The organism is Mycobacterium europaeum, assembly GCF_002102155.1.
GTDB lineage: Bacteria > Actinomycetota > Actinomycetes > Mycobacteriales > Mycobacteriaceae > Mycobacterium > Mycobacterium europaeum.
The window spans coordinates 52737-78174 of the sequence record NZ_LQOU01000051.1; the positions used below are offsets into that span (position 1 = coordinate 52737).

The 25438-nt window shown below is 65.6% G+C and carries 25 protein-coding genes; 12 read left to right on the forward strand and 13 right to left on the reverse strand.

Going from position 1 to position 25438, the window contains the following annotated elements; translation table 11 throughout:
• Positions 1-17 precede the first annotated feature (17 nt).
• Positions 18-1010 carry a DUF7065 domain-containing protein gene (locus AWC03_RS22135; RefSeq protein WP_211279267.1) on the reverse strand — a complete coding sequence of 331 codons (993 nt, stop codon included), beginning with the start codon at positions 1008-1010 and terminating at the stop codon, positions 18-20.
• Entirely contained in the window at positions 1007-2617 is a 1611-nt protein-coding gene (locus AWC03_RS22140; RefSeq protein ID WP_085242846.1) for a PEP-utilizing enzyme, read from the reverse strand. The genes AWC03_RS22135 and AWC03_RS22140 overlap by 4 nt, the downstream gene beginning before the upstream one ends.
• Before the next feature lie 215 nt (positions 2618-2832).
• Here AWC03_RS22140 and AWC03_RS22145 point away from each other — a divergent pair, with 215 nt between their 5' ends.
• From AWC03_RS22145 to AWC03_RS22155, 3 genes are all read left to right on the forward strand, one after another.
• The gene (locus tag AWC03_RS22145) at positions 2833-3753 is read left to right on the forward strand and encodes a TIGR03619 family F420-dependent LLM class oxidoreductase (protein WP_085242847.1); all 921 of its coding nucleotides are present in this window, start codon (positions 2833-2835) and stop codon (positions 3751-3753) included.
• A gap of 84 nt (positions 3754-3837) precedes the next feature.
• Positions 3838-6456 carry a PEP/pyruvate-binding domain-containing protein gene (locus AWC03_RS22150; RefSeq protein WP_158089995.1) on the forward strand — a complete coding sequence of 873 codons (2619 nt, stop codon included), beginning with the start codon at positions 3838-3840 and terminating at the stop codon, positions 6454-6456.
• Complete coding sequence (locus tag AWC03_RS22155) at positions 6456-7439, forward strand: hypothetical protein (protein ID WP_085242849.1); 984 nt, start codon at positions 6456-6458, stop codon at positions 7437-7439. Before AWC03_RS22150 ends, AWC03_RS22155 begins: the two co-directional genes overlap by 1 nt.
• Positions 7440-7463: 24 nt before the next feature.
• Here the strand turns inward: AWC03_RS22155 and AWC03_RS22160 are convergent, their stop codons facing one another.
• A complete protein-coding gene (locus tag AWC03_RS22160; protein WP_085242850.1) occupies positions 7464-8636 on the reverse strand; it encodes a cytochrome P450 in 1173 nt (390 codons plus the stop codon).
• Positions 8637-8810: 174 nt separating this feature from the next.
• Between AWC03_RS22160 and AWC03_RS22165 the strand changes: the two genes are divergently transcribed.
• Positions 8811-9401, forward strand: coding sequence for a TetR/AcrR family transcriptional regulator (locus tag AWC03_RS22165; RefSeq protein ID WP_085242851.1), 591 nt, complete (start codon positions 8811-8813; stop codon positions 9399-9401).
• An 8-nt stretch (positions 9402-9409) separates the two neighbouring features.
• On the opposite strand, the gene AWC03_RS28000 is transcribed toward AWC03_RS22165, so the two are convergent.
• The 3 genes from AWC03_RS28000 to AWC03_RS28010 all read right to left on the reverse strand — a co-directional run bounded on the left by AWC03_RS28000 (position 9410) and on the right by AWC03_RS28010 (position 10459).
• On the reverse strand, positions 9410-9637 hold the full coding sequence (locus AWC03_RS28000; protein WP_249025944.1) for a hypothetical protein: 228 nt from the start codon (positions 9635-9637) through the stop codon (positions 9410-9412).
• Between the two features lie 27 nt (positions 9638-9664).
• Positions 9665-9976 (reverse strand): spirocyclase AveC family protein, encoded by a 312-nt coding sequence (locus tag AWC03_RS28005; protein WP_249025945.1) that lies wholly within the window; start codon positions 9974-9976, stop codon positions 9665-9667.
• A 75-nt stretch (positions 9977-10051) separates the two neighbouring features.
• Complete coding sequence (locus tag AWC03_RS28010; RefSeq protein WP_249025946.1) at positions 10052-10459, reverse strand: hypothetical protein; 408 nt, start codon at positions 10457-10459, stop codon at positions 10052-10054.
• Between the two features lie 199 nt (positions 10460-10658).
• Here AWC03_RS28010 and AWC03_RS22175 point away from each other — a divergent pair, with 199 nt between their 5' ends.
• Positions 10659-11522 (forward strand): 3-carboxyethylcatechol 2,3-dioxygenase, encoded by an 864-nt coding sequence (locus tag AWC03_RS22175; protein WP_249025947.1) that lies wholly within the window; start codon positions 10659-10661, stop codon positions 11520-11522.
• Between the two features lie 63 nt (positions 11523-11585).
• Positions 11586-12800, forward strand: a complete 1215-nt coding sequence (locus AWC03_RS22180; protein WP_085242852.1) for a CaiB/BaiF CoA transferase family protein — start codon at positions 11586-11588, stop codon at positions 12798-12800.
• Between the two features lie 16 nt (positions 12801-12816).
• On the opposite strand, the gene AWC03_RS22185 is transcribed toward AWC03_RS22180, so the two are convergent.
• From AWC03_RS22185 to AWC03_RS22195, 3 genes are read right to left on the reverse strand one after another with little or no spacing between them, the layout of a single operon-like run.
• Complete coding sequence (locus AWC03_RS22185; RefSeq protein ID WP_085242853.1) at positions 12817-14157, reverse strand: TetR/AcrR family transcriptional regulator; 1341 nt, start codon at positions 14155-14157, stop codon at positions 12817-12819.
• A gap of 12 nt (positions 14158-14169) precedes the next feature.
• Complete coding sequence (locus tag AWC03_RS22190; protein WP_085242854.1) at positions 14170-14628, reverse strand: MaoC/PaaZ C-terminal domain-containing protein; 459 nt, start codon at positions 14626-14628, stop codon at positions 14170-14172.
• Positions 14625-15059 (reverse strand): FAS1-like dehydratase domain-containing protein, encoded by a 435-nt coding sequence (locus tag AWC03_RS22195; protein ID WP_208859481.1) that lies wholly within the window; start codon positions 15057-15059, stop codon positions 14625-14627. Before AWC03_RS22195 ends, AWC03_RS22190 begins: the two co-directional genes overlap by 4 nt.
• Before the next feature lie 79 nt (positions 15060-15138).
• Between AWC03_RS22195 and AWC03_RS22200 the strand changes: the two genes are divergently transcribed.
• Positions 15139-16599 (forward strand): aldehyde dehydrogenase, encoded by a 1461-nt coding sequence (locus tag AWC03_RS22200; protein ID WP_085242855.1) that lies wholly within the window; start codon positions 15139-15141, stop codon positions 16597-16599.
• Between the two features lie 17 nt (positions 16600-16616).
• Complete coding sequence (locus tag AWC03_RS22205) at positions 16617-17756, forward strand: NDMA-dependent alcohol dehydrogenase (protein WP_085242856.1); 1140 nt, start codon at positions 16617-16619, stop codon at positions 17754-17756.
• 36 nt (positions 17757-17792) lie between these two features.
• On the opposite strand, the gene AWC03_RS22210 is transcribed toward AWC03_RS22205, so the two are convergent.
• Positions 17793-18881 carry a Gfo/Idh/MocA family protein gene (locus tag AWC03_RS22210; RefSeq protein ID WP_085242857.1) on the reverse strand — a complete coding sequence of 363 codons (1089 nt, stop codon included), beginning with the start codon at positions 18879-18881 and terminating at the stop codon, positions 17793-17795.
• A 169-nt stretch (positions 18882-19050) separates the two neighbouring features.
• Between AWC03_RS22210 and AWC03_RS22215 the strand changes: the two genes are divergently transcribed.
• Genes AWC03_RS22215 through AWC03_RS22230 form a run of 4 tightly spaced genes read left to right on the forward strand, consistent with a single transcriptional unit; the run spans position 19051 to position 22452 of the window.
• Entirely contained in the window at positions 19051-20301 is a 1251-nt protein-coding gene (locus AWC03_RS22215) for a cytochrome P450 (RefSeq protein ID WP_085242858.1), read from the forward strand.
• A complete protein-coding gene (locus AWC03_RS22220; protein WP_085242859.1) occupies positions 20298-21095 on the forward strand; it encodes an enoyl-CoA hydratase/isomerase family protein in 798 nt (265 codons plus the stop codon). The genes AWC03_RS22215 and AWC03_RS22220 overlap by 4 nt, the downstream gene beginning before the upstream one ends.
• Before the next feature lie 2 nt (positions 21096-21097).
• The gene (locus tag AWC03_RS22225) at positions 21098-21529 is read left to right on the forward strand and encodes a Zn-ribbon domain-containing OB-fold protein (RefSeq protein WP_085242860.1); all 432 of its coding nucleotides are present in this window, start codon (positions 21098-21100) and stop codon (positions 21527-21529) included.
• Positions 21526-22452 (forward strand): SDR family NAD(P)-dependent oxidoreductase, encoded by a 927-nt coding sequence (locus AWC03_RS22230; RefSeq protein WP_085242861.1) that lies wholly within the window; start codon positions 21526-21528, stop codon positions 22450-22452. Before AWC03_RS22225 ends, AWC03_RS22230 begins: the two co-directional genes overlap by 4 nt.
• 155 nt (positions 22453-22607) lie before the next feature.
• Here the strand turns inward: AWC03_RS22230 and AWC03_RS22235 are convergent, their stop codons facing one another.
• The 3 genes from AWC03_RS22235 to AWC03_RS22245 all read right to left on the reverse strand — a co-directional run bounded on the left by AWC03_RS22235 (position 22608) and on the right by AWC03_RS22245 (position 25334).
• Positions 22608-23750 (reverse strand): 8-amino-7-oxononanoate synthase, encoded by a 1143-nt coding sequence (locus AWC03_RS22235; RefSeq protein WP_085243114.1) that lies wholly within the window; start codon positions 23748-23750, stop codon positions 22608-22610.
• 157 nt (positions 23751-23907) lie between these two features.
• Complete coding sequence (locus tag AWC03_RS22240) at positions 23908-24108, reverse strand: ferredoxin (protein ID WP_085242862.1); 201 nt, start codon at positions 24106-24108, stop codon at positions 23908-23910.
• Positions 24108-25334, reverse strand: a complete 1227-nt coding sequence (locus AWC03_RS22245) for a cytochrome P450 (protein WP_085243115.1) — start codon at positions 25332-25334, stop codon at positions 24108-24110. Before AWC03_RS22245 ends, AWC03_RS22240 begins: the two co-directional genes overlap by 1 nt.
• Positions 25335-25438: the final 104 nt, after the last annotated feature.

Below are 25438 nucleotides of genomic sequence, written 5' to 3' on the forward strand. Positions count from 1 at the left end.
ACAGTCGACTGTCATAGTCAACGCAGGTTCGCGCCAGCCAGATTGGACCGCTCGATGTAGATGTGGCCGGTCTCGCCGCCCCAGATCACCTGCGCCCAGCTGACGGTATATGCGCGCGCGGGATCCGTTACGCCGTAGGGCAGTCCGTCGGCCATCGACAACCACAACGATGAGCGGACGGTCCCCGACACGTGATCACCGTCGAACTCAAACGCGAATGTCTCCCCGTCCCGGGCGAGCAGTGCCGGCGGCGGAACCCGCACCACTCGCACGTGGCGGAACTGGCCGGCCGACACGACGTACGCGCCTTCCAGGGTGGTGCGTCCGTCGGGTGCCCAGTAGCGGCACAACCCGAATCCGCGGCCGCTGGGCATCACTCCCCCGGCGATGACGTGGCCACCCCAGTTCTTCAACGCGTCGGCTCCGCGGGGTCCGCGGGAATGGTCGCGCCAGCCGCCGCCGTCGAATTCGGTCGTCTCCCCGTCAACGGTGATTTCGCCGACGACCCGGGTGAGTTGTTCGTAGTGCTCACGCGCCCAGCTCTGTTCGGCCATACCTGCCCCGACCGTCTCGGCATCCCACACCGGCGTCAGGCAGTCGACGTGCAAGTCCAAGCGGACGTGGCTCTTGGGTCCGTCGGTCAGCGGCCCGGTGCGCATGGCCGCGTAGGAGGACCGCACGCAGAAGCCATCGAAGGTGATGTGCCACTCGCGGAATGGCTGCTCGCAGCGGAACGCGAGGTTGGACCCCGCCGGTCGGCGCTCGGGCACGGTGCGGTGGTAGGCCCACATGCTCAACACACCCTGCTCCTCGGGCAGCGCGATCAGGACGCGGTCCTCCCACATCTCCCACATGTCGGCAACGGTGCCCAGGTGCAGCCACATTCCGATGTCGTGCACGGGGTCGTAGGGCGTGAACAACAGGTTCTCTGTCCAGCCGGGGACCTCGGGGCACGACTGGACGATCGCCTCGGCCTCGGGTGCCAGTCCACCCGATAGGTCGGGGCTCACCGGGCCGGCGATCGCGTCAGGAGGGCGACTTCACCGGTCGACCCATCGACTCGGACCCGATCACCGGTGCGCAGTGCGCGGGTTGCGTTGCCCGTCCCGACCACACAGGCGATCCCGAGTTCGCGGGCCACGATCGCCCCGTGGCTGGCGGCGCTGCCGATGTCGGTGACCAGCGCGCCGGCCAGCGACATCAGCGCGGTCCAGCCCGGATCGACGAACTTGCAGACCAGCACCTCACCGTCGTCCAGGATGTCCTGCGAGTCCGGCTCGAACACCACTTTCACGGTGCCTTCGAAAACTCCCGCACCGGCCGGTGTCCCCCGTACCAGCTGCCCACCGTCGCCGCCCGTCTCAGCCGCTGCGATCGGTGTCGGCATTCCGGTGAAAACCACGGGCAGTTCCAGCTGCCGGTACTCCTCGCGCCGGGTGCGGCGAAAATCGACCAGGTCGCGAACGTTCGACGGCAGCGGCGCGAGCAACTCGTCGACGGTCAGGTAGAAGGCGTCGTCGGGCTGGACGAAGACCCCGGCGTCGCACAGGTCGCGGCCCAAGGCGTGAGCTGCGGCCCGGCAACCGTCGATGGCGGTCAGGAAGGCTGCCTTGGTCAACTCGACCGACCGGACCTGACTGCCGGTGCAGGAGAGCAGGTGACGAAATAGCTGGCGCCGTAAGGGCGGAAAGGCCCGCAACAGCTCCGCTTCAGCACCATGCCGGGCGGCGACGGCGCGCTGGACACGTGCCCGGGGACGCTCATCTTCGCTCCGGCCGGCATGGGCGGCGGCCGCCCGCCGTACCGCGTCAGGGTCCTCACGCCAGGACTGCCCGATGACGTTGCCCTCGTTGGGCCCGTGGAAGCCGTGCCGAGTCAGGAACTGGTCCATGGTCAGTCGTCCTTGGCCGAGCGACCAGACATCGTCGGCCAGTTCGGTCTCGATCACGCCGCCGTAGCCGGCGAGCAGGGCCGGCACCAGATCGGCGCGGCCCACCTTGGCGGCGATCGACTCCACCTGGGTTCGAAGCGCGTTGAGAATGAGTCGGGACCGCACGTGTACCCGCATGGCAAGGCGGAAACGTTGGGCCGAGTCAGCCAGCAGGGCTTTGGCATCGGCCGAGTCGCCGGCCAGCACCGTCGCTCGCCACCAACTCATCTGCCGCGAGTAGATCCGTCGCGGTGCCCACCGTTCTCCCAGCAGCGTCAGGGGCGCCTTGACGGCGACCACAGGCAACCGTTTCGGATCGCTCCTGGTGGGTGTGGCGTCGGGCCGGACCGAGCCCAGCAAGTCGCGCTCGAAGTCGTCGCCGGTCATTCCCGGAAGCAGGCCGGCGAGCTCACGAGCGTGGTCGACGTTCATCGCCTGCCTGCCGAAGAAACACGCCGTGTTCCACTGGTTTGGATCATCGGGGACCGCGAGCGCCGACGATGGCAACACTCCGAAGTCGTAAAGCGCTCGTCGGGAGGCGACCTCGACGCCGTAACCCCACAGCGACCAGCACAGGGGGGACAGGACGTCCGGCGTCGCCTCGCCCACATTGGTCAGCGTCCACAGCCGACCGGGATCGCTGTTGCCCCGAATGGGATCGGTCAGCGGAGCGGTAGTGACGGTCATACGCCTCCTGACCCTTTGTTGACAGCGAACTGTCAATTGTCAGCGATTGCCACACAGTACAACTCGGCGATACCAAATATCCGGGACTTGATCAATCTGACGGCCCGTTGACCGTTGGCAGTGCACTGCCATAATGTTGCGCTTCACAGCCTCGGCGTGTAGTAGGCCCGGACTCGCCACGCGGACGAGGAGCCACCGAACCAGGAAGGTACGACATGAGATTCGCGGTCTATCTTCCGAACTGCATGGATGTCGCGGCGATCACGCAGCCTTGGGAGCATCACCTCAGCGGGCCAGACATCGCCGGGGTTGCGCAAACGGCCGAGCGCTTGGGCTATTCGATGGTGTTCCTGCCCGAGCACTACCTGACGCCCACCGGGCACGTCGAGCTGTCCGGCAACCACTACTTCGATGCCACGACCGCCCAGGCCTTCATCGCCGGCGCCACGTCGACCATCACCATCGGTTCGATGGTGACCATCCTGCCGCTGCACAATCCCGTCATTGCGGCCAAGTCGATCGCGACGCTGGACTGGTTCAGCGGCGGCCGGGCACAGGTCACCGTGGGTGTCGGGTGGCTCAAGGAGGAGTACGACGCGATCGGCGTCCCGTTCACCAAGCGAGGCCGGATCGCCGATGAGTGCCTGGCCGCGATGTTCGAGCTCTGGCACAGCGACGCCCCCAGCTTCGAGGGCGAGTTCGTGAGTTTCGACGAGGTGGCCTTCGGGCCGAAGCCGGTGAGCCACCCCCACCCAGTCGTCTGGATGGGCGGCGACGCCGATGCCGTGCTGCGCCGCGCCGCACGGTTCGGGGACGGCTGGGCGCCCTGGCTGACCAAGCCCGAGGAACTGCCCGCCAAGATGGACTATCTACGCGGTCAGCATGGCTTCGATGGTCGGCCGTTCTCGCTGTTCTACAGTCTCGCGGTGTTGTCCATCGGCCAGGAGCACGTGGTTATCGATGATCCGAACGCGCAGTTCGGCCAGAGCGCGCAGCAGGTGATCGACAACTGCTGCAAGCTCGCCGAATTCGGCGTGACCGACACCTGGGTCAATCCGCCAGCGCTCAACGACTTCAACGCCTACCTCGATCACATGCAGTGGGTCGCCGAAGAAGTGATCCCCAACGTCGGATGATCGGCGCACAGTGAGGCTGCGCGCCGAACCCAGCCGTTAGCGTGAGCCGAGATCGCCTCGGCACCAGAGAAAGAGGTGACCACAGTGACAGCTGATCGTCAACCCGCGGTTGGCTCCCGTAGTTCGGTAGACGGTGGACACCGAACCGGGACACGGACGACGCATGTCGTTCCGCTTGAGTACTGCAGTGCTGATCTGGCCGACGAAATCGGTGGAAAGGCCAGAGGACTAGGAAATCTGATCGGGCAGGGCATGTCGGTTCCCGCCGGGTTCACGGTCACGGTAAGCGCCTACTGCGAGGCCGTTGCCGCCGCCGGCCTGCAGTCGCGCATCACCAAGCTACTGGCGGCACCCGGAACCGACCAGCAGATCTCGGAGGCGATCATCGCGCTCTTCGATCAGGTCGTGCTCCCTGAGAGTCTGGCCGCCGAGATCGTCGGGGCATACACCACCGAGATCGGTGGCGGCCCCGTGGCGGTGCGCTCGAGCGCTCTGGCCGAGGATTCGTCCGAGGCATCCTTTGCGGGTCAGCAAGATACCTATCTGTGGATCGAGGGAGCGGGGGCTGTTCTCGATGCGGTGGTGCGGTGCTGGGCGAGTCTGTTCAACCCGCAGGCGATCGGATATCGCAGACGTTTCGCCGTGGCTCCCGACGAAGTGGCGATGGCGGTCGTCGTCCAGCAGATGGTGCCGGCCGTCGCAGCGGGGGTGACGATGACGTTGGAACCGGTGACCGGAGACCGCCGGCAGATCTATGTCGCCTCCGCTCTGGGCTTGGGCGAAGGTGTGGTCAAGGGCGATGTGGAAGCGGACAGCGCCTGGGTCGACAAGGCTCCGCTGCGGGTGCGGAAGCGTGAGATTAGCCGCCAGACCCGCGCCTATCGGTACGACTCCGGGGAGGTCAAGCTTATTGATCTTGCGCCAGGGGAAGGCGACGCACCCAGCCTCGACGACGACACGTTGCTCCGCGTCGCGGGCCTCGCGTTGCAGATCGAGCGGCACGCGGGGCATGCGGTCGATGTCGAGTGGGCTGTCGATGTCGATGGTGAGGTTCATCTGCTGCAAGCACGACCGGAGACGGTGTGGAACAACCGAAATGCCGAGCCCCCGGGATGGCGCAAGCCAAATATCCTGCACCACGACGGCGGTGAACGCCCGACGTGGACTACGACGAACGCGGCCGAGGCGATCCCCGGCATTCAGACCCCGCTCGGGGTGTCATTGGTAGACCATGCGGGCGAGAAGGCATTCCGCGGAGCGTTTCATGCGATTGGGGCGCTGTCCCGGGCAGAGCTGGCCACACCCGTGCGCCCCGAGGAGCGCATCGCCGGGTTCTTCTTCGGGCGAGTTGCGGTGAACCTCAACGTGCTGTGTTCGTGGGTCGACCGGATTCCTGGTACTAGCGGGCACGGCTTGGCGGAGCAGATCTTTGCGCATGTTCCCGAGGATTACGAGGGACACGCCCACTACCGCTACTACCCGCGGGTCGCCGCGAAGATGTTGACACCCTTCATCAGGTACCCGCGCCTGGTCCGTGAAGACCGGCGCGCGATCGATGTATTCTGGCGCGACGCGCAGCGCCAGTTGATTGATGCTGACGAAGCGCTCGCGCGACAGTTCCTTGTTGACGGACGGGAAGCGTTCACCGAATCGATAGTCCGTCACATCGCGCTCGTCATGGGCGCGGTCCAACCCGCCTACGACATCCTCGAGAAACTCGCTGCCCAGGTGGGACTTTCAGCGTCAACACTGATGAGCGGCCACGGGGGGCACGAGGAAACCCACGTACTCGATGACATCTGGGAGTGTTCACGCGACCGCTTGAGTCTCGAAGAGTTCCTACTGCGCCACGGCTACCACGGGCCGAACGAAGGCGATGTGTCGGCCACCGTCTGGCGCGAGGATCCTCGCCCGGTACGCGAACTGATCGAGTCCTACCGCAGAAAGACCGAAGCACCGAACGCCGACGCCGCGGAACGTACCAGGCGCCGCAGGGCCGCCGAGTCGGAGTTCATCGCAAGACTTCCTCGGCATAAGAGGCCCCTTGGGCGTGGGGCGATCGCGCTTGCCGGCAAATACGTCCCCATGCGCGGCATCGGAAAGGTCGCCTTCCTGCAAGGCACAGACGTTGTCCGGGCGGCAGCGCGGCGACTCGGCCATCTCCTCGCCAACGCCGGGGTGCTCGAAAATCCTGATGACGCATTCTTTCTCACGATCGATGAGCTGTATGCCGGCTGCCTCGCGAACGCCCGAGCGCTCGTCGCCGAGCGTCGCGCCCTCTACGAGCACTACCGCACCATTGACCTACCCACCTTCTGGCGTGGGATGCCCGAGCCCGCGACGGTCGACTTCGATGCCACCATCGAGTCGATCGACGGCACCGGCGCCAGCCCCGGCGTGGTCGAAGGCGTCGTCCGCGTCGTCGAGGATCCAGCGACCGCACACATCGCCGAGGGCGAGATCCTCGTCGCCGGTTGCACCGACCCTGGCTGGGCATCGTTGATGTTCCTGTCCGCAGGACTCATCACAGACATCGGCGGCATCATGAGCCACACCGCAGTCGTGGCCCGCGAGATGAGCATCCCGTGCGTTGTCAACACCAAGATCGCCACCCGCGTGCTGAACGACGGCGACCGCGTCCTCATGGACGGCTCCACCGGACAGGTCCAGATTCTCGAACGCAACAACGGAGGTCGTGCGTGATGGATAGCAACCACCCCACGTTCCCCGACGTCGCCAGCTGGAGCGAAACTCGCTGGGTCGGCGCATGGAGCCCCGACTCCTCAGCAGGCCTGTGGCTGCACGCCGGTCGCTGCAAACAGGACCTCGACCTGTGGTGGGTTCAGACCAACGTCTACCTGCCCGCCGACCGCCTCGTGGTCGGCCGTTCCTGGTGCCGGGCCGGGCGGGACAACGTCGTGCTGGACGGAAACCTCCGGCTCAGCGCTGACGATGAATTCAAGCGCTTCTCGCTGACCTTCGACGGAGCTGGTGAAGCGACCACCACTGCCGCGCTCGCCGAGAAGCCCAGGGGTGCAGGTATTGCCGTGCCTTTCCGCATCGAACTCTCCGCAGAAGCCGCCGCGCCTCCCTTCGACCCGTTCGGGGGACACGCAGGTTCCGAGGCTTGGGCGTCCCGGCATATGCAGCAGCTCTACACCACGGCCGGCGCGCTCCTCGTCGAAGGACGCGAACTCAGCCTCGATGGGGTTGGCTACATCGACCACTCCAGCGGCCCGCGATCCTTCGCCGGGTACGGGAGTCACGACTTTGTCAACGCGGTCCTGCCTGGGCTCGGCATCCACGCCCTAGCGGTACGAGACCCAGACGGCCAGCAGGTGATGGCCACCGGAGCCGTGTTGGCCGGCCAATCCCGCTTCGCAATCGTCGGCATTGAGATGCCGTCATTCGGCGACCTTGCCGGTCGCCCACATCATTTCCCACTAACGATTACTCGTGATGATGGTCAGACCACGACGTTCAACGTCGAGATCATCCACACTTTGCCGGTGACACTGACCGACAACAATGAAAACCTCAACGGAATCGACTGGGACCTGCCGGACGACCCTCTCGTCCTCACCGAGTGCGCAGCCCGAATCAGCGCCCCGGACGGCACCATCGGCCACGGACACGTCGAGCGCAGCATTCGACGAAGCCGACTCACCGAAACGACGGCCGGTTAAGGGACATCTCCCCGACCAGCTCGATCAGCCCATAACCAGTGGTACCGCGCCGAGGCTGAGCGTGGCGCTGGGCCACGGAACCTCTGGTTCGACACCGTCGGCGAGCCGGTAGTCGGGGATCCGGTTGTGCCATTCCTCCAAGATCAGCCGCAACTCCAGCCGCGCCAAGTGGGAGCCTAGGCACCGGTGCGGACCGCGGCCGAAAGCGAAGTGCGGCGGCCGCTTTTCGAGATGAACCTCGTCAACCTCGCTGTACTGCTGTGGATCGTGGTTGGCGCAGCCGTAGCTGATCAGCACAGTGCTGTCCTTGGCGACCGGACAACCAGCAACCACGGCGTCTTCGGTGGCGACGCGGGGAGCAAACGGCACCGGTGGGTCGACCCGCAACTGTTCCTCGATGAAATACGGGATCAGCGAGTAATCGGCGGCGATTCTCGCCCGCATGTCGGTGTCGACGGCAAGGCGGGCAAACGCAAAGCCGAGTGCCGCAGTGACGGTGTCCAATCCCGCGAGCACGAAAAGGAAACACAGACCGAGGATTTCGGCGTCGGTCATGCCGCCCTCGTCGTGGAGGTGAATCAACTGGGACAGCAGATCGTCGCCATCGGTACTGGACCGCCGCTCGGCGATGTGTTCGCTGAGGTAGGTGTAGAGCTCCAGAGCATGGGCAAGCACCTCCGGCGTCGGCTCGGCGCTGCCTGGATCGGTGAACTCCAGAATGGAATCCTTCCACTGCACCAGGCGGTCGCGGTCGGCCAACGGCAGACCGAACAGCGTCAAGAAGACCTGGGAGGGAAAGGGGACAGCCAGGTCCGCGACGAGGTCGCAACTTCCCTTGACCTTTATCGCATCGATCAGCTCGCCGGCTTGTTTGCGCAATTCGGGCTCACGCTCGGCCATCTTCTTGGGGCTGAAGAACGGATCCAGCAGCCGACGAAACCTGGTGTGGTCGGGCGGGTCGATGGCGATCGGAACCATCGGCACCGGACTGCCGATACGGTCGAAAGCCCTTGCCGAGGAGAAGATCTCAGGATGCTTGGCCACGAAGTCGGCACCGGCTGCACTGGTGATGACGGCTTGTTCTCCACTGCGAACCACTGCACCACGTTCACGCAGCTCTCGCCACGCCCTGGCCCGATCCTCGTTGAACGGAAGGTCGTCGACGCTGAATTCCGCTTCACTCGTGATGTCGGTCATGGATGTTCCCACCCTCTCGTTAGCCGGCCTGATGCTGCCAAGACGTAGACGTGACAGTAGACTGTCAGTCTTGGGCAAGTATCGTTGGGGCATCGAACGGTGTCAACGACCGTCGAACAGACCTGCCGCCGCGGTAAGGTCCTGAGCAACCGATCACGCGGAAGGATTGAAACGATGGCGCGGGGCGACCGCTCGCCGCGAAGCGAACACGCGGACCGGACTAGGTCGGCGCTGCTCGATGCCGCTCTGAATCTCTTCAGTGCGCACGGCTACGACGAGACGACCACTGACCAGATCGCCGAGGCGGCAGGCGTGTCGCCCCGGACCTTCTTCCGCTACTTCCCCACCAAGGAGTCGGTGCTGTTCTCCGGGGAATACGACTTCATCGACGCCTTCAGCGCGGTCTATCTCGGCCGCGACGAGTCCCTGTCGGACTACGAGGCGATGGTGGAGTCGTTCGCCCTGCTGGCACCGGGTCTCAAGCGCATCAGAAAGCGGATCGGGCAGTATCACGAGGCGGTCGCGTCGTCACTGGTGCTGCTTGGGCGCGAGCGCCGCAACCACGACTCCAATGCCGACACCGTGGCGAAGGTGATCGCCGAGCGACGCGGGCTGCAGTCCCCTGATGGCGAGTGCCGATTGCTCGCAGCGATCGGCATGGTGCTCGTTGACCGCGCAATCAAGCGATGGTTATCGGCCCCCAACACCGGGCTCGACGATCTCATCCGCCAGGAGTTCGCCGCGCTGCCCGCGGTGGTGAAGTGAGGCGGGAGTTACGGGTCGTCGAATCGGGTGCCGTCCGTGCAGGGCCGGGCGGTTCCGGGTCCACACAACTGCGTGCGTAAGTAGGTTGGGAAGGTGTCTGTCGGACCGGCATAAAGACCGGCGAGGTTGGCTGGGACGTCGTAGACGCCGATGGCCACCAGGTGCAGGAAGCCGGTTACCGCAAGGACTCGCAACAACGACGCCGTCTTCGGTCCGGCCCACCGCAGGGTCTCCACGCCGCTCTCCACGCGGATCTGACTCTTCTAGTTGCGGAAGAACATCAGCGCACCAATGGAACTCAGCACCAGTGACCACAAGACAGGCCCGTACAGCGGTAGTTGAACGGTCTGGCCAGCCCACAGCGTCAGGCCCGGGATGGCGGCGGGGTAGCCCACCAGTCCGTGGTGCACTGCGAAGATCTCCAGCGGGAATTCGATGACGTACACCGCCAGCCAGCCACAGCAGAAAGTGCGGACCGGGCCGAGGGCGGGCCAACGGTCGCGAGCGCGACCCATCGCCCACCGCGCGGTGGAGCCCATGGTCAGCGGCATCCAGATGTAAATCATCCCGATCATGAGCACAGGTTTCGGCCATCAGGCGCCCGTCCGGGCTGAGCCAGCCGGGAATGTTCTCGGTCCAATTCCCGAAGTTCACCAACCGGCGTTGTAGAACAGCGCGGGCTGGAACCAATTGATCAGCGGATCGTGCCACCACGCGATCGCCGACCCGATGACGATGGCCGCCTCGACACATAATCGGCGCTCTCGCAGGCTCTTCCGGACGACATAGACGATGGCTGTCGCAGCCAGGATCGGACACGCGATCTGGAACACAGTCATCGCCAGGCGGGTGCCGCGGGGAATCGGGTCCGGCCCCGGATCGACCGGCGTCGCGTCGCCGGACAGAATCCAGGAGAGGTAGACGTAGCCGGCGACGACCACACAGATCGCCCCGACGCTCGACCAGAAGAGCACCGGCCGAAGGGTTTTGATCCCTACCGGCGGCAATGCTGTCGGTGCGGCCTCACCGAGTTCCCGCGGGCTTCGGAGATCTGTCACCGAGACGCCTCCTCCCCCGCGTGTGCGATCACCCTAAGATGACAGTTGACTGCCACACTGTCAATGGCCTGCACCGGTCAGTAGCGTGTGGGGAATACCGAGCCGCCGCACCATCGCATCGCCCGTCTCATCCCCGCGGCTGGACCGGCGGCACCGGCCGTTCTAACATATGTGTCACTTATGCGATGAGGTGGCGTCTGTGAATTCCGATCGACGGCTGGTGGTCTGCGCGAGTCACAGCCCGGGCAAGGAGCGCGACGTCGAGCAGGTGTTCGGGCGGAAATTCCGATCCGCGCTGGCATCGGCAGCCGATGACGTCCGCCGCTTCGATCCCGACTTGGTGATTGTGTTCGGTGGTGATCACCGCCGCGCGTTTCGGCATGTCGTGCCGACCTTCGGCGTGGCGCTATCCGCATCGATCATCGCGGAGGGGCGTCATCGCGCTGGCGATCTACGGGTTGCGTCCGGACTGGCTCGCGAGCTCTGCGAACACCTGCTGTCCGCAGACTTCGACATCGCGGTGTGCCGTGACATCGGACTGGATCATGCTTTCGCCCAACCGATTCGAGACCTCCTCGGTGACTTGGATGCCAAGCCGGTCATCCCCGTGCCGGTGAACTGCGCGACCGCCCCGCTGCCGACGGGGCGCCGAGTGGCCGACTTCGGGGCGGCGATCGGGCGATTCCTCGACGGCGTGGATCAACGAGTGCTGCTGATCGGGACCGGTGGGCTCTCACATTCACCGCCGAGCCTGGAGGTCGATACCTACGACCTCAGCGACGACGAACGGGCACGGCTGATCGCGGACGGAATGGCCGAAGCGCGCACGAGAATTCGCCCCGACTGGGATGCCGAAGTGCTGCAGGCGATGTCGACGTGGGATGTCCCGGCGCTGGTGCGGCTGGTCGACACTGCCCACGAGCGGGCCGGCGCCGGCGCCAACGAGGTGCGGACGTGGGTTGCCGCCGGCGCAGCGGGCGGGGGTCGACCGGTCGCACCGCTGGTCTACGAGCCGGTTCCGGAGTGGATCACCGGCATGGCCGTCGCCACCTCTCGGAGTTGAGGCGCCCCGACGGGCGGGTCACCAAGCCGCACCGCCCAGAAGCAAATCTGACAGTATGTACATATGTCGCGACACGCTGACGATCCGACCGGGGCGCCGTTGGCGGGCATCACGGCGGTGAGTCTGGAACAAGCCGTGGCGGCTCCGTATGCCACGCGCCAACTCGCCGACCTCGGCGCTCGGGTGATCAAGGTCGAGCGCCCCGATGGTGGTGATTTCGCCCGCGGCTACGACCGCACCGTGCATGGCCAGTCGAGCTACTTCGTGTGGCTCAACCGCGGCAAGCAGTCGCTGACGCTGGACCTCAAACAACCCGCGGGCAGGCAGGTCGTGCATCGCCTCCTGGACAGCGCGGACATCCTCGTGCAGAATCTGGCGCCGGGCGCCTCGGCTCGGCTGGGCCTGGACGCCACCTCTGTCGGGAAGCGCCATCCGGGCGTGATCGCCTGCACGATAACCGGTTACGGCGAGAGCGGCCCGTGGCGCGACCGCAAAGCCTACGACCTGCTGGTGCAGGCCGAGGCCGGCCTGTTGTCGGTCACCGGCTCCCCGGCGGAGGCGGCTCGGACCGGTATCTCGGTCGCTGACATCGCCGCCGGAATGTTTGCGTTTTCCGGGCTTCTCAGCGCGCTGTACGTGCGTGCCACCACCGGTGAGGTGCGACCGGTATCGGTGTCGTTGCTCGACGCGCTGGCCGAATGGATGGGACAACCGCTGTACTACGGTCACTACGGCACTCACCAATCCCCGCGCACGGGTGCCCGCCACGCAACCATCGCCCCGTACGGTCCCTTCATCGCCGGCGACGGCGGCACGGTGCTGCTGGCGGTTCAGAATCAGCCGGAGTGGCAGCGGCTGTGTGAGTTCGTGTTGGGCAGACCTGAACTGGTGCATGATGCCCGCTTTGCGGCCAACCCCGACCGGGTGGCGCACCGCGAGGAGCTGGAGTCGATCATCACCGCCGCGATCGCTTCGCTGACCGCTGACGAATTTCAGCGTCGGCTCGACGAGGCCGGTGTGGCCACGGCACGGATCAACGACGTCGAACAGGTGTGGAACCATCCGGTGCTGGCCGGACGGGACCGCTGGCGGCGGTTCAACACACCCGGCGGCCCGGCGGAGGCGCTTATCCCGCCGGCCACATTGGCCGGCGTGCAGGCACGAATCGGCGACGTGCCCGCGCTCGGTGCACACAGCCGAATGATCTTGGAGGGGTTGGGTTTCTCTTGTGAGGAAATCGCTGAGCTGGCCCGAACGCGCGTCACCACGTTCTCCTGATCGGGGAATGGCTAATCTAGGCGGCCACCCCGAAAAATCCCCGCCGCAGACAGCTCAGCATCAGGTCGACGACCTCGTCGCCGACGATTGGCTCGCGCAGATCGAGTGCCGCTTGTGGGACCCTGGTCACCAGAGCGCGGACGATGACTGCCGAGACGATCGGATCGAACGGGTAGGGGCCCGGGTGTCGGATCAGCATCGTCGCCACGCCGACATCCATCAGCACCTGGCCGTTGTTCCCGATTGCGCTCACCATCGGGTCGTCGGTGCTGTTCTCCACCCACACGTCGATGCAGCCCGAGAAGCGATCATAGAAATCGATGTAGGTCGCCAGCCACTGCCGCAGCGTAGGTACGTCCGTCAGCGGGTCGAGACGGGCGATCCGGTCGGCGAACGCCTTTATCGCCTCGTAGATCTCGGCGGCCACGGCCACCAGCAAGTCCTGCTTGTCTCGGAAGTACTTGTAGAAGGTGCCCCGGGCGACCCCGGCCGCCTCGACGATGTCGTCCACGCTGGTGCGCCGGTAGCCCCGTTCGCGGAACTGCGCCGCGCCCGCGTCGGCCAGCGCGACAATGGTAGCGACAGCGCGCTGGCTCAGCGCGGCGCTGCGCTCGGTGATCGACAAGCCGGTGGTGTCCGGCGCTGGCGGCACCACGACGGAAGCCACCCCGCGAGCCGGGTCGGTGACTGTGTGCAACCGCAGGCTCGTCAGGACCGCGGTTGGCGTTTCGGGGAACAGCACCAGTTGTAGGAACACCGACAAGGTGTCCATCACTTGCTTGGCGCTGTATCCGTAAGCGCGCCCGGTGTGGACGTAGAGGTTGACCCGGTGCACCAGCGCGGTCATCGTCATCGCCGCAACTTCCGGATCGATGCCGCGCACACCGGAGGCGGCCAGCCGCTCGGCGATGCGGTGGTTGTAGCTGCGCACGAAGCCCGCGATCGTCGGGCCCACCTTGGTGTCCGACGATGCGATCGCAGTCCACTGGATGAACATCGTGGAGTACTTCTCGAACACCCAGCTCCACTCGCCCAACCACCAATTCAGGTTGTCGAAGCCCACCTCATCGGGTCCCAGTGGGCCGATTCGGCGGGCGACCCGGAACAGCGCACTGCCGCACTCGTCGAGCAGTTCCAGGAATATTTCGTCTTTACCCTGAAAGTACTGATAGAGCGTGGCGCGGGAGACGCCCGCGGCCTTGGCGATCGCATCGACGGAGGTGTCGAAGAATCCGAGGCGGCCGAACAGCTCGAGTGACACCTCGGCGATCCGGTTGCGCGTGGTGGCGCCCCGGATGCCGACCGCCGGGCTGGACGGTCCGTAGCTGGCTCGGCGGACGATCGACGCATCGGACATGGCCTGACCAGCTTATGGCCGATTCGCATCACCGGCGCCACCCGCCGAAGCGTTTCGCGCGATGAAGAGCTCGGCGGTCCCGGTGACGGCCACCCCGCCGCCCTGCCGGGTGCCCGTCAGCTCCACCGTCACCCGGTCGCCGCTCTCCTCGGCGGCGATGTCAATGATTCGTCCGGAGCACATCAGCACATCGTCGGGCCAGACCTGCTGACGGAAGCGCACGCCGAAGCGCCGGAGGGTCTCGGCGCCCAGCCAATCCGTGGCGAAAGTGGCCAGCAGCGCCGCGGTCAGCATGCCCTGGGCGAAGACGGACGGGTAACCGGCCGAACGCGCCAACTCGTCGTCGTAATGCATGGGATTGAAGTCGCCGGACGCGCCGGCGTATCGGGCGAACATCTGGCGGGTCATCGGCCCGAACTCACGCGGTTGGGCCTCGAGGCCGACGTTCAGCGCCGCTACACCTGCGGTCATCCGCCAGCCGTTTCAATAAACGTGGCCTTCGCCTCGGCGACCAATGCGCCATCGGGCGCGCGGAATTCGGTCACCACGGTCGCGAACCGCATTGTCCCGCCGCGCTTGCCCGGCTTCTCGAACCGGTCGACGATTCGCTCGTGTGCGGTCAGGGTGTCCCCGGCCCTCGGCAGCGGGCCGTGGAAGGTGTACTCCTGTTCCCCGTGTAACAACCGCTTCCGGTCAAAGCCGACATCGACTCGCGCGCCGGGCGGCGCCCACCGGCCGGCGGTGGTCAAGAACGTCGGCGGAATGATGGCATCGGCGCCGCGGTACGCGGGATTGCTCGACGCCATGGCGTCGGCGAACTCGGCGATTTTCCCGCGTTCGACAATCACCTCCCATGGCTGCCCGGCAATCGGGGCGGCCGCGGGTTCGGGCGATGGATTCATGTGATCAATACTGTCAGAAAATTCACCGGCGCGAAACCTGGTACCCGACATGAAGCGGCTATAACCCGCTTGTACAAAGATGACATTACTGCCAGAATCGGCCGATATGATCACGTTGGCGGCGAGTTATGTCGCGGGCAAGTGGGGCGGCGGTACCGGCGAGCAGTTTGCGGTGACATCGCCGGCGACGGGTGAGCGGATCGGCGCCGTGGGTGCTGCCGGCGCCGGTGACGTCGACGCCGCGGTCGCTGCGGCCGGCACCGCCCTGGTGTCCTCGCCCTGGCGCGACTTCTCCCCTGCCGAGCGGGCCGCGGCGCTGAGCCGGCTTGCCGATGCGCTGACCGCCCGCAAGGGCGAACTCGCCGATCTCATGACAGCCGAGATCGGCTCCCCCCGGAAGTGGAGCACTTTCGGCCAGGTGCTCACCGCCGTCGGTGCGCTGCGCGCCTGTGCTGCGATCACCCCGGACTACCCGTTCGAATCCACCCGCCCCTCAGCAACCGGTGGCACCGTCACGGTCAGCCAGCTCCCCGTCGGTGTGGTGGGGGCGATCATCCCGTGGAACACGCCGTTGTTCATCGCCGCACTGAAGCTCGGCCCGGCGCTGTCCGCGGGCTGCACCGTTGTGCTGAAGCCGTCGCCGGACGCGCCGTTGAGCATCGGTGTGCTCACCAAGGCCATCGAAGAGGCCGGTCTGCCCGACGGTGTGGTCAACGTCGTCAACGGCGGTACGGCCACCGGTGCGGCACTGATGTCGCATCCCGCGGTGGACAAGATCAGCTTCACCGGGTCCACCACGGTGGGTGCGCAGATCGCGGCGGCCTGCGGATCACAGATCCGCCGCTGCAGCACGGAATTGGGCGGCAAATCAGCTGCCATCGTCCTCCCTGACGCGCCCCTGGAATCGACGGTCAGAGGGCTGGTCGGTGGGGTGATGGGCAACAACGGTCAGCTGTGCGCCGCACTAACCCGAATCATATTGCCGCACAGCCGCTATGACGAATTCACCACCGCGCTGACCACCGCGGTGGCGGGGCTCAGCGTCGGGGACCCGGCCGACCGATCCACCGACATCGGTCCGCTGATCAACGAGTCCGCCCGCGACCGGGTCGAGGGCTTCCTGCAGCGGGCCCGGGGAGAGGGCGCCACCATCCTGACCGGCGGCGAGTGTCTTACGGGGCCAGGGTGGTTCGTCACCCCCGCGGTGGTGGCTGCAACCAACGACATGGAGATCGCCCGCGAAGAAGTCTTCGGACCCGTCGCGGTGGTGATCACCTACGACGACGCCCAAGGAGACAGTGCCGCGGTGAGCATCGCCAACGACTCGAAATACGGCCTGGTGGGTGCGGTCTGGTCAGCCGATGGTGACCGGGCGGCGGCGGTGGCATCGCGGTTGCGGGTGGGATCGGTGGCGGTCAACTCGACCGCGGTCCTGGATTTCGGCAGTCCGTTCGGCGGCTTCAAACAGTCCGGCATTGGCCGCGAGGGAGGCCCGGAGGGCATCGCCGGTTTCGTCGAGTATCAAGCCGTCATTCGCTAGACCGGAAGGGCACATCAATGCAGACGCAGGCGGCGGTGCTGTGGGAACGAAACACGCCGTGGTCGATCGAAACGATCGAGCTCGATCCGCCGAAGGCACCCGAGGTACTCGTCGAACTGCACGCGTCGGGGATGTGTCACTCCGACGATCATCTGGTGACTGGCGACATGCCGATCCGGCTGCCGTGCATCGGCGGCCACGAAGGCGCGGGTGTGGTGAAGGCCGTCGGCGACCATGTGTCGTGGCTACAGCCCGGTGACCACGTGGTGTTCAGCTTTATCCCGTCCTGTGGGCGCTGCCCGTCATGTTCGACTGGCCATCAGAGCCTGTGCGACCTGGGCGCAAAGATCTACTCCGGCATGCAGATCCACGACGGGACCGCCCGCCACCACGCGGGTGATCAGGATCTGGCGCTTGCCTGCGGTGTCGGTTCGTTTTCGCACCACACCGTTGTCCACGAGGCGAGCTGCGTCAAGATTCCCGAGCATTACCGACTCGACCTCGCCTGCCTGCTCGGCTGCGGGTTCATCACCGGGTGGGGTTCATCGGTGTACGCGGCCGACGTACGGCCCGGGGACACCGTCGTAGTGGCCGGTGTCGGCGGTATCGGTGCGGCGGCCGTCCAGGGCGCGCGACTGGCCGGGGCGCGCACGATCACAGTGATCGACCCTTCGGAGCACAAACGCGAAGAAGCCCTGAGGATGGGCGCCACCCACACCGCGGCGGACTGGAAGGAAGCACAAGGCGTTGTCGCCGAGGCGACCTGGGATCGCGGCGCGGACAAGTTCATCTGCGCTATGGGTGTCGGCGATGGGCAGCTGGTCGGCCAGGCGCTGGCCATGACGGCCAAACGCGGCAAGCTGGTGGTCACCAATATCCACCCGATGCTGGAACGCGAAATCCGGGCGAACCTGATGGACCTCACCCTCACCGAGAAGCAGATCATCGGCACGCTGTACGGCTCCGGCAACCCGCGGGCCGACATCCCGAAAATCCTTGAGTTGTACAGCGCCGGCCAGGTGGACCTGGAGTCGATGGTCACTCGGACCTACCCGCTCGACAAGGTCAACGACGGCTACGCGGACATGCACGCCGGCGCCAATATCCGTGGCGTGCTGACCTATCCAGCGGCCGAGAGCTTCCCGGTGACGCGCTAGCGGTACGACGCTCAGACGGCTAGGTCGGCCGGCACCTCACGCGGTCGCATCTACGGGCTCCCAACCCCCGCCTTCTGCGGATCGGTGCGCGGCATCGATCACGGCGAGGCTGAGCAGCCCGTCCTCGAAGGTGGCCACGGTGACCGGTTCCCCGTCGAAAGCAGGGTGCCAGTCCTCGAGCATGAGGGCCATCGCCCGGCTGGCATGTCCGGCCAATCCCTTGGGCAGGCACTCCGGGTGGGCCGGCTCGCGGTCGTTGACCGGCAGCGGGCTCAATCCGCCGTCAGCGGCCGCCCCCGCCGTGTAGGCAGTCGATCGCAGATCGCCGTCACCGATGATGGTGCCGTCAGCGCCGAACAACTCGAGGCGGTAGTGATCGGCGTGTGCACCGATCACCGACACAGTGAGGATGGCGGTCAGCCCGGACTCCATGCGCAGCAACAGAGCGGCCGTGTCGTCGGCAGTGATGTGCAACGTCTCACCGTTGGGAAGTTCGCGGACCGGGTCACTGGTGCGGACTTCCGCGCACACCGACTTCGGCCGGCCGAACAGACTGCACACGAAGTCGAGATCGTGGACCAGCATCCCGGCCAGGTATCCCCCGCCCTGGTCGCGGTCATACATCCAGCGCGCCTGAGGCTGATGACTCGGGTGCCAGTACGACGCGCTACGGCTGACCCGGGCGAGGTACTGCTTGCCGAGGAAGCCCGAGCGGACCAGGTCGGCCACGGCCAGCCAGTCGGGGTTCCATCGGTTCTCGAAGCAGCAGGCGGTGGGCCGGCCCGACTTCGCGGCGGCACGCACCATGTCGCGTGCAGCCGCGAGATCTCCGGCCAACGGCTTCTCGCACAGCACAGCTTTTCCGGCGGCCAGGGCGGCCAGGACCATGTCGTGGTGCAACACGGTCGGTGTGGCGACGGAAATGACATCGAGATCGTCGCGGGCGACGAACGACTGCCAGTCGGTGGACGTGTCCTCGATGCCGAGCTTGGCCGCGACGCGGTCCAACCGCTCGGGCGTGCGCGCGCACAACGCAACGGGCTCGAAGCCGTCGGCCGCCCGGAATCCGGGAACCTGCACGTGCGCGCCCCAACCCACTCCTACTACGCCGACTCGTAAAGTCACTCGACCTCCCTGGTGTCCCGAACCGATCCGCGCCTCGGCCGCATAGTGACAGTAATGTTAGATTCTGCTGCAGTTCAAGGTGGTGTTTGGGCATCAGACCGCTATCGTCCAATATTTTCCTGCATCTTCTCGTTGCCTATGGGTGACACGAGTGCCAGAATCAGAGCTTGTGAACGCGCTTGAGACCGACGAACTGGAATTCACGTCACTGATCGACCTGGGGTGGTGGCAGAACCACCCCGACGAGCGTGCCGACCTGTACCGCCGACTTCGAGACGCCGGCAGGCCGGTGTTCGTGCCCGTCGGGCGGCGGGGCAGGGGGTTCTGGGCGGTAGGCACCTACGCCGACATCGTCGACATCAGCCGTCGGCCGGCCGAATTCAGCTCGGGCCAGGGCACGCAGATCTTCGACCAAACCCCGGAGATGCGCGAATACCGCGGATCGATCATCGACATGGATGATCCCGAGCACATGCGGATACGCAAGATCGTCTCGCGCGGGTTCACCCCCCGGATGCTCTCGGAGCTGCGCGGGCTGGTCGAGGAAACCACCGCCGAGATCCTCGACGAGATGCCCGAATCGGGCGATTGTGACTTCGTCAGTCACTTCGCGATCTTGTTGCCGCTGCGGATCATCGACAACATCCTCGGCGTGCCGCGCGAGCACGAGCAGTTCATCCTGCAGTCCACCAATGTGATCCTCGGTGCGTCGGATCCGGAGTACGTGCCCGACCAGACCGTCGCCGGTATCGAGGCGGCCGTCACCGAGACCAGCATCAAGATGATCGACCTGCTGCGCGGCCTGGCTGAGGAGCGGATCGCGCATCCCACCGGGGATGTGATCAGCAAACTGGTCACCTCGGACGAAGAGAACCTCACGCCGCAGGAGTTGGCGAAATTCTTCATCCTGTTGGTCGGGGCGGGCAACGAGACGACTCGAAACGCACTGACACACGGCCTGCACATCCTGACCAATCACCCCGATCAGCGTGACAGGCTGCTGGCCGACTACGACACGTTAGCCCCCACCGCGATCGAGGAGATCCTGCGCTACGCCAGCCCGGTGATCCATATGCGCCGGACGGTCACTCGCGACGGAGTGACGCTGGAGTCGGGCGCCCATACCTTCAACACGGGCGACCGCGTGGTCATGTGGTATCCCGCAGCCAATCGTGATCCTGCGGCGTTCGACAATCCGGAGGTGTTCGACGCCTTCCGTACTCCCAACAACCACCTCGCGTTCGGCGGCCCGGGACCGCACTTCTGCCTCGGCGCGCATCTGGCCAGGCTGGAACTCAATGTGGCGTTCAAGATGATCTACGACCGCTACCCCGACATCAAGACGGCGGGCGAGCCGGTGATGCTGCGGTCGAACTTCGTCAACGGCATCAAGCACCTAAGGACGACCTACACACCATGACCAGTGCCATCCTGTCCGACGTCACCAATGGGGTCATGACCATCACGCTGAATCGGCCCGATGCGGCCAATGCGGTGCGACCCGATGACCGTGACGCGCTCATCGCGCTGTTCGGGGCCGCCGACGCCGACCAGGACGTCCGGGTTGTGGTGTTGCGTGCCAACGGCAAACACTTCTGCTCCGGCGCCGACGTGAATGCATTGCAGGACCGCCGCCAGACGGTCGAGAAGCGGGTGATGGACCCGATGCGTCGTATCATGAACGGCGCGCAGAAGCTGGTGGCCAGCGTGCTGGACTGCAACAAGCCGGTGATCGCTGTGGTGCAGGGCGCCGCGGCCGGAATCGGCGCACACATTGCATACGCCAGTGACCTGGTGATCGCCACCGAAAATGCCTACTTTTCGGAGTCTTTCGTCAGGCGTGGCCTGGTGGTCGACGGTGGCGGCTGTTACCTTCTACCCAGGCGCATCGGCATGCAGAAGGCGAAAGAATTGGCATTCTTTGGCGAAAAGGTTTCGGCGACTGAGGCATTGACGATCGGACTGGTGAACCGTGTAGTGCCGTCCGATCAACTCGACGCCGTGGTTGACGACTTTGCCGGCCGGCTGGCCACTGCGCCGACAAGCGCGATCGCCTTCACCAAGAGGTTGCTCAATGACTCCCCCGACACCGACCGGGCCGGCGCATTCGTCGCCGAGGCAATGGCACAGGAGATCCAGTCCTACGCCCATGACTCGACGGAAGGCGTACAAGCGTTCGTCGAGAAGCGCTCGACCGAGTACACCGGGTGGTGAGTATGGCACCCCAGCGCACCGACATCCCGATCATCGATCCCGCCAGCGCGCCGTACTGGGACGCGGCCCGAGAGGGCCGGTTGCTGATAGCGAAATGCCGGACATGTCAGCGAGTGCACCACTATCCGCGCCCGTTCTGCCCATACTGCTGGAGCGAGGACGTCACGCCGGTGACGGCCAGTGGAAAAGGCACGCTCTACACCTATTCGACGGTGTACGTCAACGACCTCTCACCATTCCGCGACCGCCTGCCCTACGTCGCGGCGATCGTCGAATTGGCCGAAGGCCCAAAGGTGATGACGGTAATCGAGGGCACCCCGCCTGAGCAACTGAGGACGGGGATGGCGGTCGCCGCCACGTTCCGGCCCGTTGACCACGAGGACCCCGACAGCCCGTATCTCACGGTCTTCACCCCCAGCGAGGAGACAGCATGACCGGATTACTCGACGGCAAGATCGCGCTGGTCACCGGTGCCGGCCACGGCATCGGTCGCGGGCATGCGCTCGAGTTGGCCAAACATGGCGCAACCGTGATCGTCAACGACCTGGGCACCTCGCTCGCGGGCGAAGGGTCCGGCAAGGTAGCCGACGAGGTGGTGCAGATCATCGAAAGCCGTGGCGGCAAAGCGGTTTCGGACTTCAGCGACGTCGGCGACGAAGAACAGGTCGAGCTAGCCGTCGAACGGGCCTACTCCCAGCTGGGCCGCCTCGACATCGTCGTCAACAACGCCGGAATCGTTCGCGACAAGGCGATCTGGAACATGACGGTCGAGGATTTCGATCTTGTGATGCGGGTGCACGTACGGGGCAGCTGGCTGACCAGCCACGCGGTCGCCCGCAAGTGGCGTGCGGAGTCGAAGGCCAACGACGGGGCAACGGTGTACGGCAGGATCATCAACACCACCTCCGGCGCCGGCCTACACGGTCACTTCGGGCAGACGAACTATAGTGCGGCCAAGGCCGCAATCGTCGGCCTGACCCAGACCCTGAGTCTCGAGCTGGCATCGATCGGCGCCACCGCCAACGCGATCAGCCCCGGCGGCCGCACGCGGATGTCCGCGTCGATGCCCGGAGCTCCGGCGGCGATCGAACCCGACGAACGCGCCGAGGACGAATTCGACCCCAAGGACCCGTCGCTGAGCTCACCGGTGGTGGCGTGGCTGGCAAGTCCGGAAGCCGGCCACATAAGCGGACAGGTCATCCGCGCGCTCGGGGAGAACATCCAGTTGCTCAAGGGCTGGCATCCGGTCGCGACGGTCTCCAGCGGCCAGAAGCGCTGGGACGCAAATACGCTCGGTGTGATCATGGCGACTGACGTGTTCGGCACCCGCAATCCGGGACTGCGGCTCGGCGGCTGACTGCCCGCCACACCCAGCAGCGCGGCCAGCTGATCGGATGTGCTGCAAGCCAACGCCGGGTTGCCCCTGGCGACGCGCACCTTCTGCGCACCTTCTGGTGTCGTCGGGCGTTTCGAACCGGCAATGGCGACACCGATAGGGTTATCCGGTCCGGACTAGCCGGTAAGTTGGGTGTTGCTCCATTCGGTTTGTGCCACCGCCGGACGAATTTTACCGAGAACCGTTGCGATGGTGTCCATCTCGGTGTCGGTTAAATTGGCGCGCGCCGTCAAACGCAGCCTGGACGTGCCGGCTGGCACGGTCGGCGGCCGAAAGCAGCCGACGCTCAGTCCGCCGGCTCGGCAGGCCTGAGCGGCCGCATAGGCGCGCTGCGGCTCTCCCAGCACGACGGAGACAACCGCCGAATCCGGTTGGGCCACCGACACGATGCGCGAGATCTCGGCGGCGCGGGCCAGTGCCCGACCCGCCATCGTCGGGTCCCGGCGCAATAGCCGTAACGAGGCCAGCGCGGCCCCCACGGCGGCTGGGGCCAGTCCGGTGTCGAAGATGAACGTCCGTGCGGTATCGATCAGGTGGCTGCGCAGTCGCTCGGTGCCCAGCACCACACCGCCCTGGGCTGCCAGCGCCTTCGACAGCGTCGCGGTGATCACCAGATCGGGCTGGCCGGCCAGACCGAGTTCGTGCACGAGACCGCGACCGCCCTCGCCGCGTACGCCGATGCCGTGCGCCTCGTCGACGATCAGCACCGCCTGGTGGGCGCGCACCACGCGGTGCAGCTCCGCCAATGGCGCCAGGTCGCCATCAGCGCTGAACACCGATTCGGTGATCACCAGGGCGCGCTCCTCGGCGCGTTCGGCCAGCAGCCGCTCGATCGACGCAACGTCGCCGTGCGGGGTGACCTCCACCCTGGCTCTCGACAGCCGGCAGGCATCCACCAGCGACGCGTGGCTGCTGGCATCGGAGATCACCAGCGTTCCGCGCGCGGCCAGGGCCGTCACCACGCCCAGATTGGCGGCGTACCCGGAGGCAAACACCAGGCCTGCCTCTGCTCCGACGAAGTCGGCAAGCTCTGTCTCCAGCTGCTCGTGGTCAAGGGTCGTGCCGGTCACCAGCCGGGACCCGGTTGCTCCCGTGCCCCAGGTGCGGACGGCCTCGATCGCACCCTGGATCACTGTGGGATGCCGCGACAGTCCCAGGTAGTCGTTGGATGCCAGATCTATCAGCCCGCTCTGCGGCGGTCGCGCCCGCAGCTCCCGACGCAGGCCAGCCCGCACGCGCTCCTCGGCACGCAGGTCCATCCAGTTCAGCGGGTCCAAATCCACAGCTAGCGAGCTTACTTAAACAGTGTTCAATGATTGCGGTGGGCTGCCGATCGGTGCCGAACTCCGGGGAAGATAGGGACCGTCGGCTCCGACCAAGGGATTTCAGCGTGCCCTGAGGCGCTTAAGCCCACCGTTATTCGTCGTCGAAAACTTTCAGTACCCCTTCTGGGCAGGCGCTTGCACCTGCGATCGCGCTGTCGCGCAGCGATTCGTCGATCACGCTGGGCGGTGGCAGGAGATATCCGTTGTCGTCGAGCTCATAGACGTCGGGCGCCGCGGCGTTGCACTGTGCATGCCCGACGCAGCGTGATTGGTCGAATTCGATTCTGGGCATCAGGATTTCACTCCCGTAAGGTTGCCCGGGGTGAACTTGATCGGCAGGCTGCGCGGGGCGTATACCTCACCGGCATCCTCGAACATCACCGCAGGTCCGTTTGCTTCGAAATCGGGCAGGCGTTCGAGGATTTCGGCGATCATCTCCTGAAACATCATCCGTGCCAAATGTGAGCCCAGGCAGCGATGTTGTCCGACCCCGAATGCCATGTGTTTCTGGCTGTTCTTGCGCCAGAGGTCGATCTTGTCCGGCTCGTCGAACACCGCCGGGTCGCGGTTTGCGGCCGCCCACATGAGGATGGCGCGGTCACCGGCTTTGAGTTGCTGGCCGTGGAATTCCGCGTCGCGCGACACCGTGCGGGCCAGCCCCAACGTCGGCGTGGCGTGCCGGAGGAACTCGTCGGTGGCGGGTTTGAGCAATTCGGGCTGCTCGATGAGGATCTGACGCAGCTCAGGCTGATTGATCAAGCGCAGCAGCACGTTTCCGGTCAGACCGCTGGTGGTGTCCATGCCGCCCAGCATCATCATCACCGTGTACATCAGGATCTGGCTGTCGTCGAGGGGGACGCCGTCGATCTGGCCGTCGAGGATCTCGCCGAACAGGTCGTCGCCGTTCTCACCGGCCTCGCGGCGCTCGGCCATGTGCTTGTGGATTTCGCCGAAGAGTTCCATGGCCGCGGTGGCGGCCTTCTCTTCGTCGTGGGTGCGGTCGTGGACGAAGGTGTGCACCCAGTTCACCCACTGCCGATACATCGATTCGTCGAACCCCAGCATGTGCAGCACCAGTTTGGCCGGCAGTGGGGTGGTCAGCTCGCCAACGATGTCGCATTCACCTCGCTCGATGAACTCGTTGACCATCTCGGTGGCCATCCGCCGCGCCGCCGGTCGCAACCGTTCGGCCGCACCGGGCGAGAACGTCTTCACCGTCACCTGGCGCAGCTTCTTCGTCAGCGGTGGGTCGGACTCGATCGGAATGATCGGGAAGGGAGCCGTGCTGGCCGGCACGCCCACGGAGGGATACGAATTGAACAGATCGTCGTCGCGGGCGGCGTCGAATACCGACGCGTAGTCCAGCAGCGACCAGAAGCCGCCATGCTGCCCGGAATGGGTGACCGGGCACTGGGCGCGCATCTGCGCGAGCGCCGCGTGGGGCGGCGCCTCGCGGAACTCCGGTGAATGGTGATCGAAGTTCGCGTGGAGGGGGCAGACCTCCTGCTCGACTGTCATGGCCATGGTCCTTTCGCGGACTGCAAGAATATGTCAGAAACTACAATTTCCGTCACTTTGTAGTGTGCGCTACACGCTAAGCAATTGTGTAGTCTCGGTCAAGT

Coding starts and splice junctions, on each gene's coding strand:
- AWC03_RS22140 (WP_085242846.1), bottom strand. CDS start 2,617: ATGACCGTCACTACCGCTCCGCTGACCGATCCCATTCGGGGCAACAGC.
- AWC03_RS22230 (WP_085242861.1), top strand. CDS start 21,526: ATGACCGGATTACTCGACGGCAAGATCGCGCTGGTCACCGGTGCCGGC.
- AWC03_RS22165 (WP_085242851.1), top strand. CDS start 8,811: ATGGCGCGGGGCGACCGCTCGCCGCGAAGCGAACACGCGGACCGGACT.
- AWC03_RS22185 (WP_085242853.1), bottom strand. CDS start 14,157: ATGTCCGATGCGTCGATCGTCCGCCGAGCCAGCTACGGACCGTCCAGC.
- AWC03_RS22200 (WP_085242855.1), top strand. CDS start 15,139: ATGACATTACTGCCAGAATCGGCCGATATGATCACGTTGGCGGCGAGT.
- AWC03_RS22220 (WP_085242859.1), top strand. CDS start 20,298: ATGACCAGTGCCATCCTGTCCGACGTCACCAATGGGGTCATGACCATC.
- AWC03_RS28005 (WP_249025945.1), bottom strand. CDS start 9,976: ATGATCGGGATGATTTACATCTGGATGCCGCTGACCATGGGCTCCACC.
- AWC03_RS22195 (WP_208859481.1), bottom strand. CDS start 15,059: ATGAATCCATCGCCCGAACCCGCGGCCGCCCCGATTGCCGGGCAGCCA.
- AWC03_RS22190 (WP_085242854.1), bottom strand. CDS start 14,628: ATGACCGCAGGTGTAGCGGCGCTGAACGTCGGCCTCGAGGCCCAACCG.
- AWC03_RS22180 (WP_085242852.1), top strand. CDS start 11,586: ATGTCGCGACACGCTGACGATCCGACCGGGGCGCCGTTGGCGGGCATC.
- AWC03_RS22225 (WP_085242860.1), top strand. CDS start 21,098: ATGGCACCCCAGCGCACCGACATCCCGATCATCGATCCCGCCAGCGCG.
- AWC03_RS22160 (WP_085242850.1), bottom strand. CDS start 8,636: ATGACCGACATCACGAGTGAAGCGGAATTCAGCGTCGACGACCTTCCG.
- AWC03_RS22245 (WP_085243115.1), bottom strand. CDS start 25,334: ATGACAGTCGAGCAGGAGGTCTGCCCCCTCCACGCGAACTTCGATCAC.
- AWC03_RS22235 (WP_085243114.1), bottom strand. CDS start 23,750: ATGGACCTGCGTGCCGAGGAGCGCGTGCGGGCTGGCCTGCGTCGGGAG.
- AWC03_RS22145 (WP_085242847.1), top strand. CDS start 2,833: ATGAGATTCGCGGTCTATCTTCCGAACTGCATGGATGTCGCGGCGATC.
- AWC03_RS22205 (WP_085242856.1), top strand. CDS start 16,617: ATGCAGACGCAGGCGGCGGTGCTGTGGGAACGAAACACGCCGTGGTCG.
- AWC03_RS22155 (WP_085242849.1), top strand. CDS start 6,456: ATGGATAGCAACCACCCCACGTTCCCCGACGTCGCCAGCTGGAGCGAA.
- AWC03_RS22240 (WP_085242862.1), bottom strand. CDS start 24,108: ATGCCCAGAATCGAATTCGACCAATCACGCTGCGTCGGGCATGCACAG.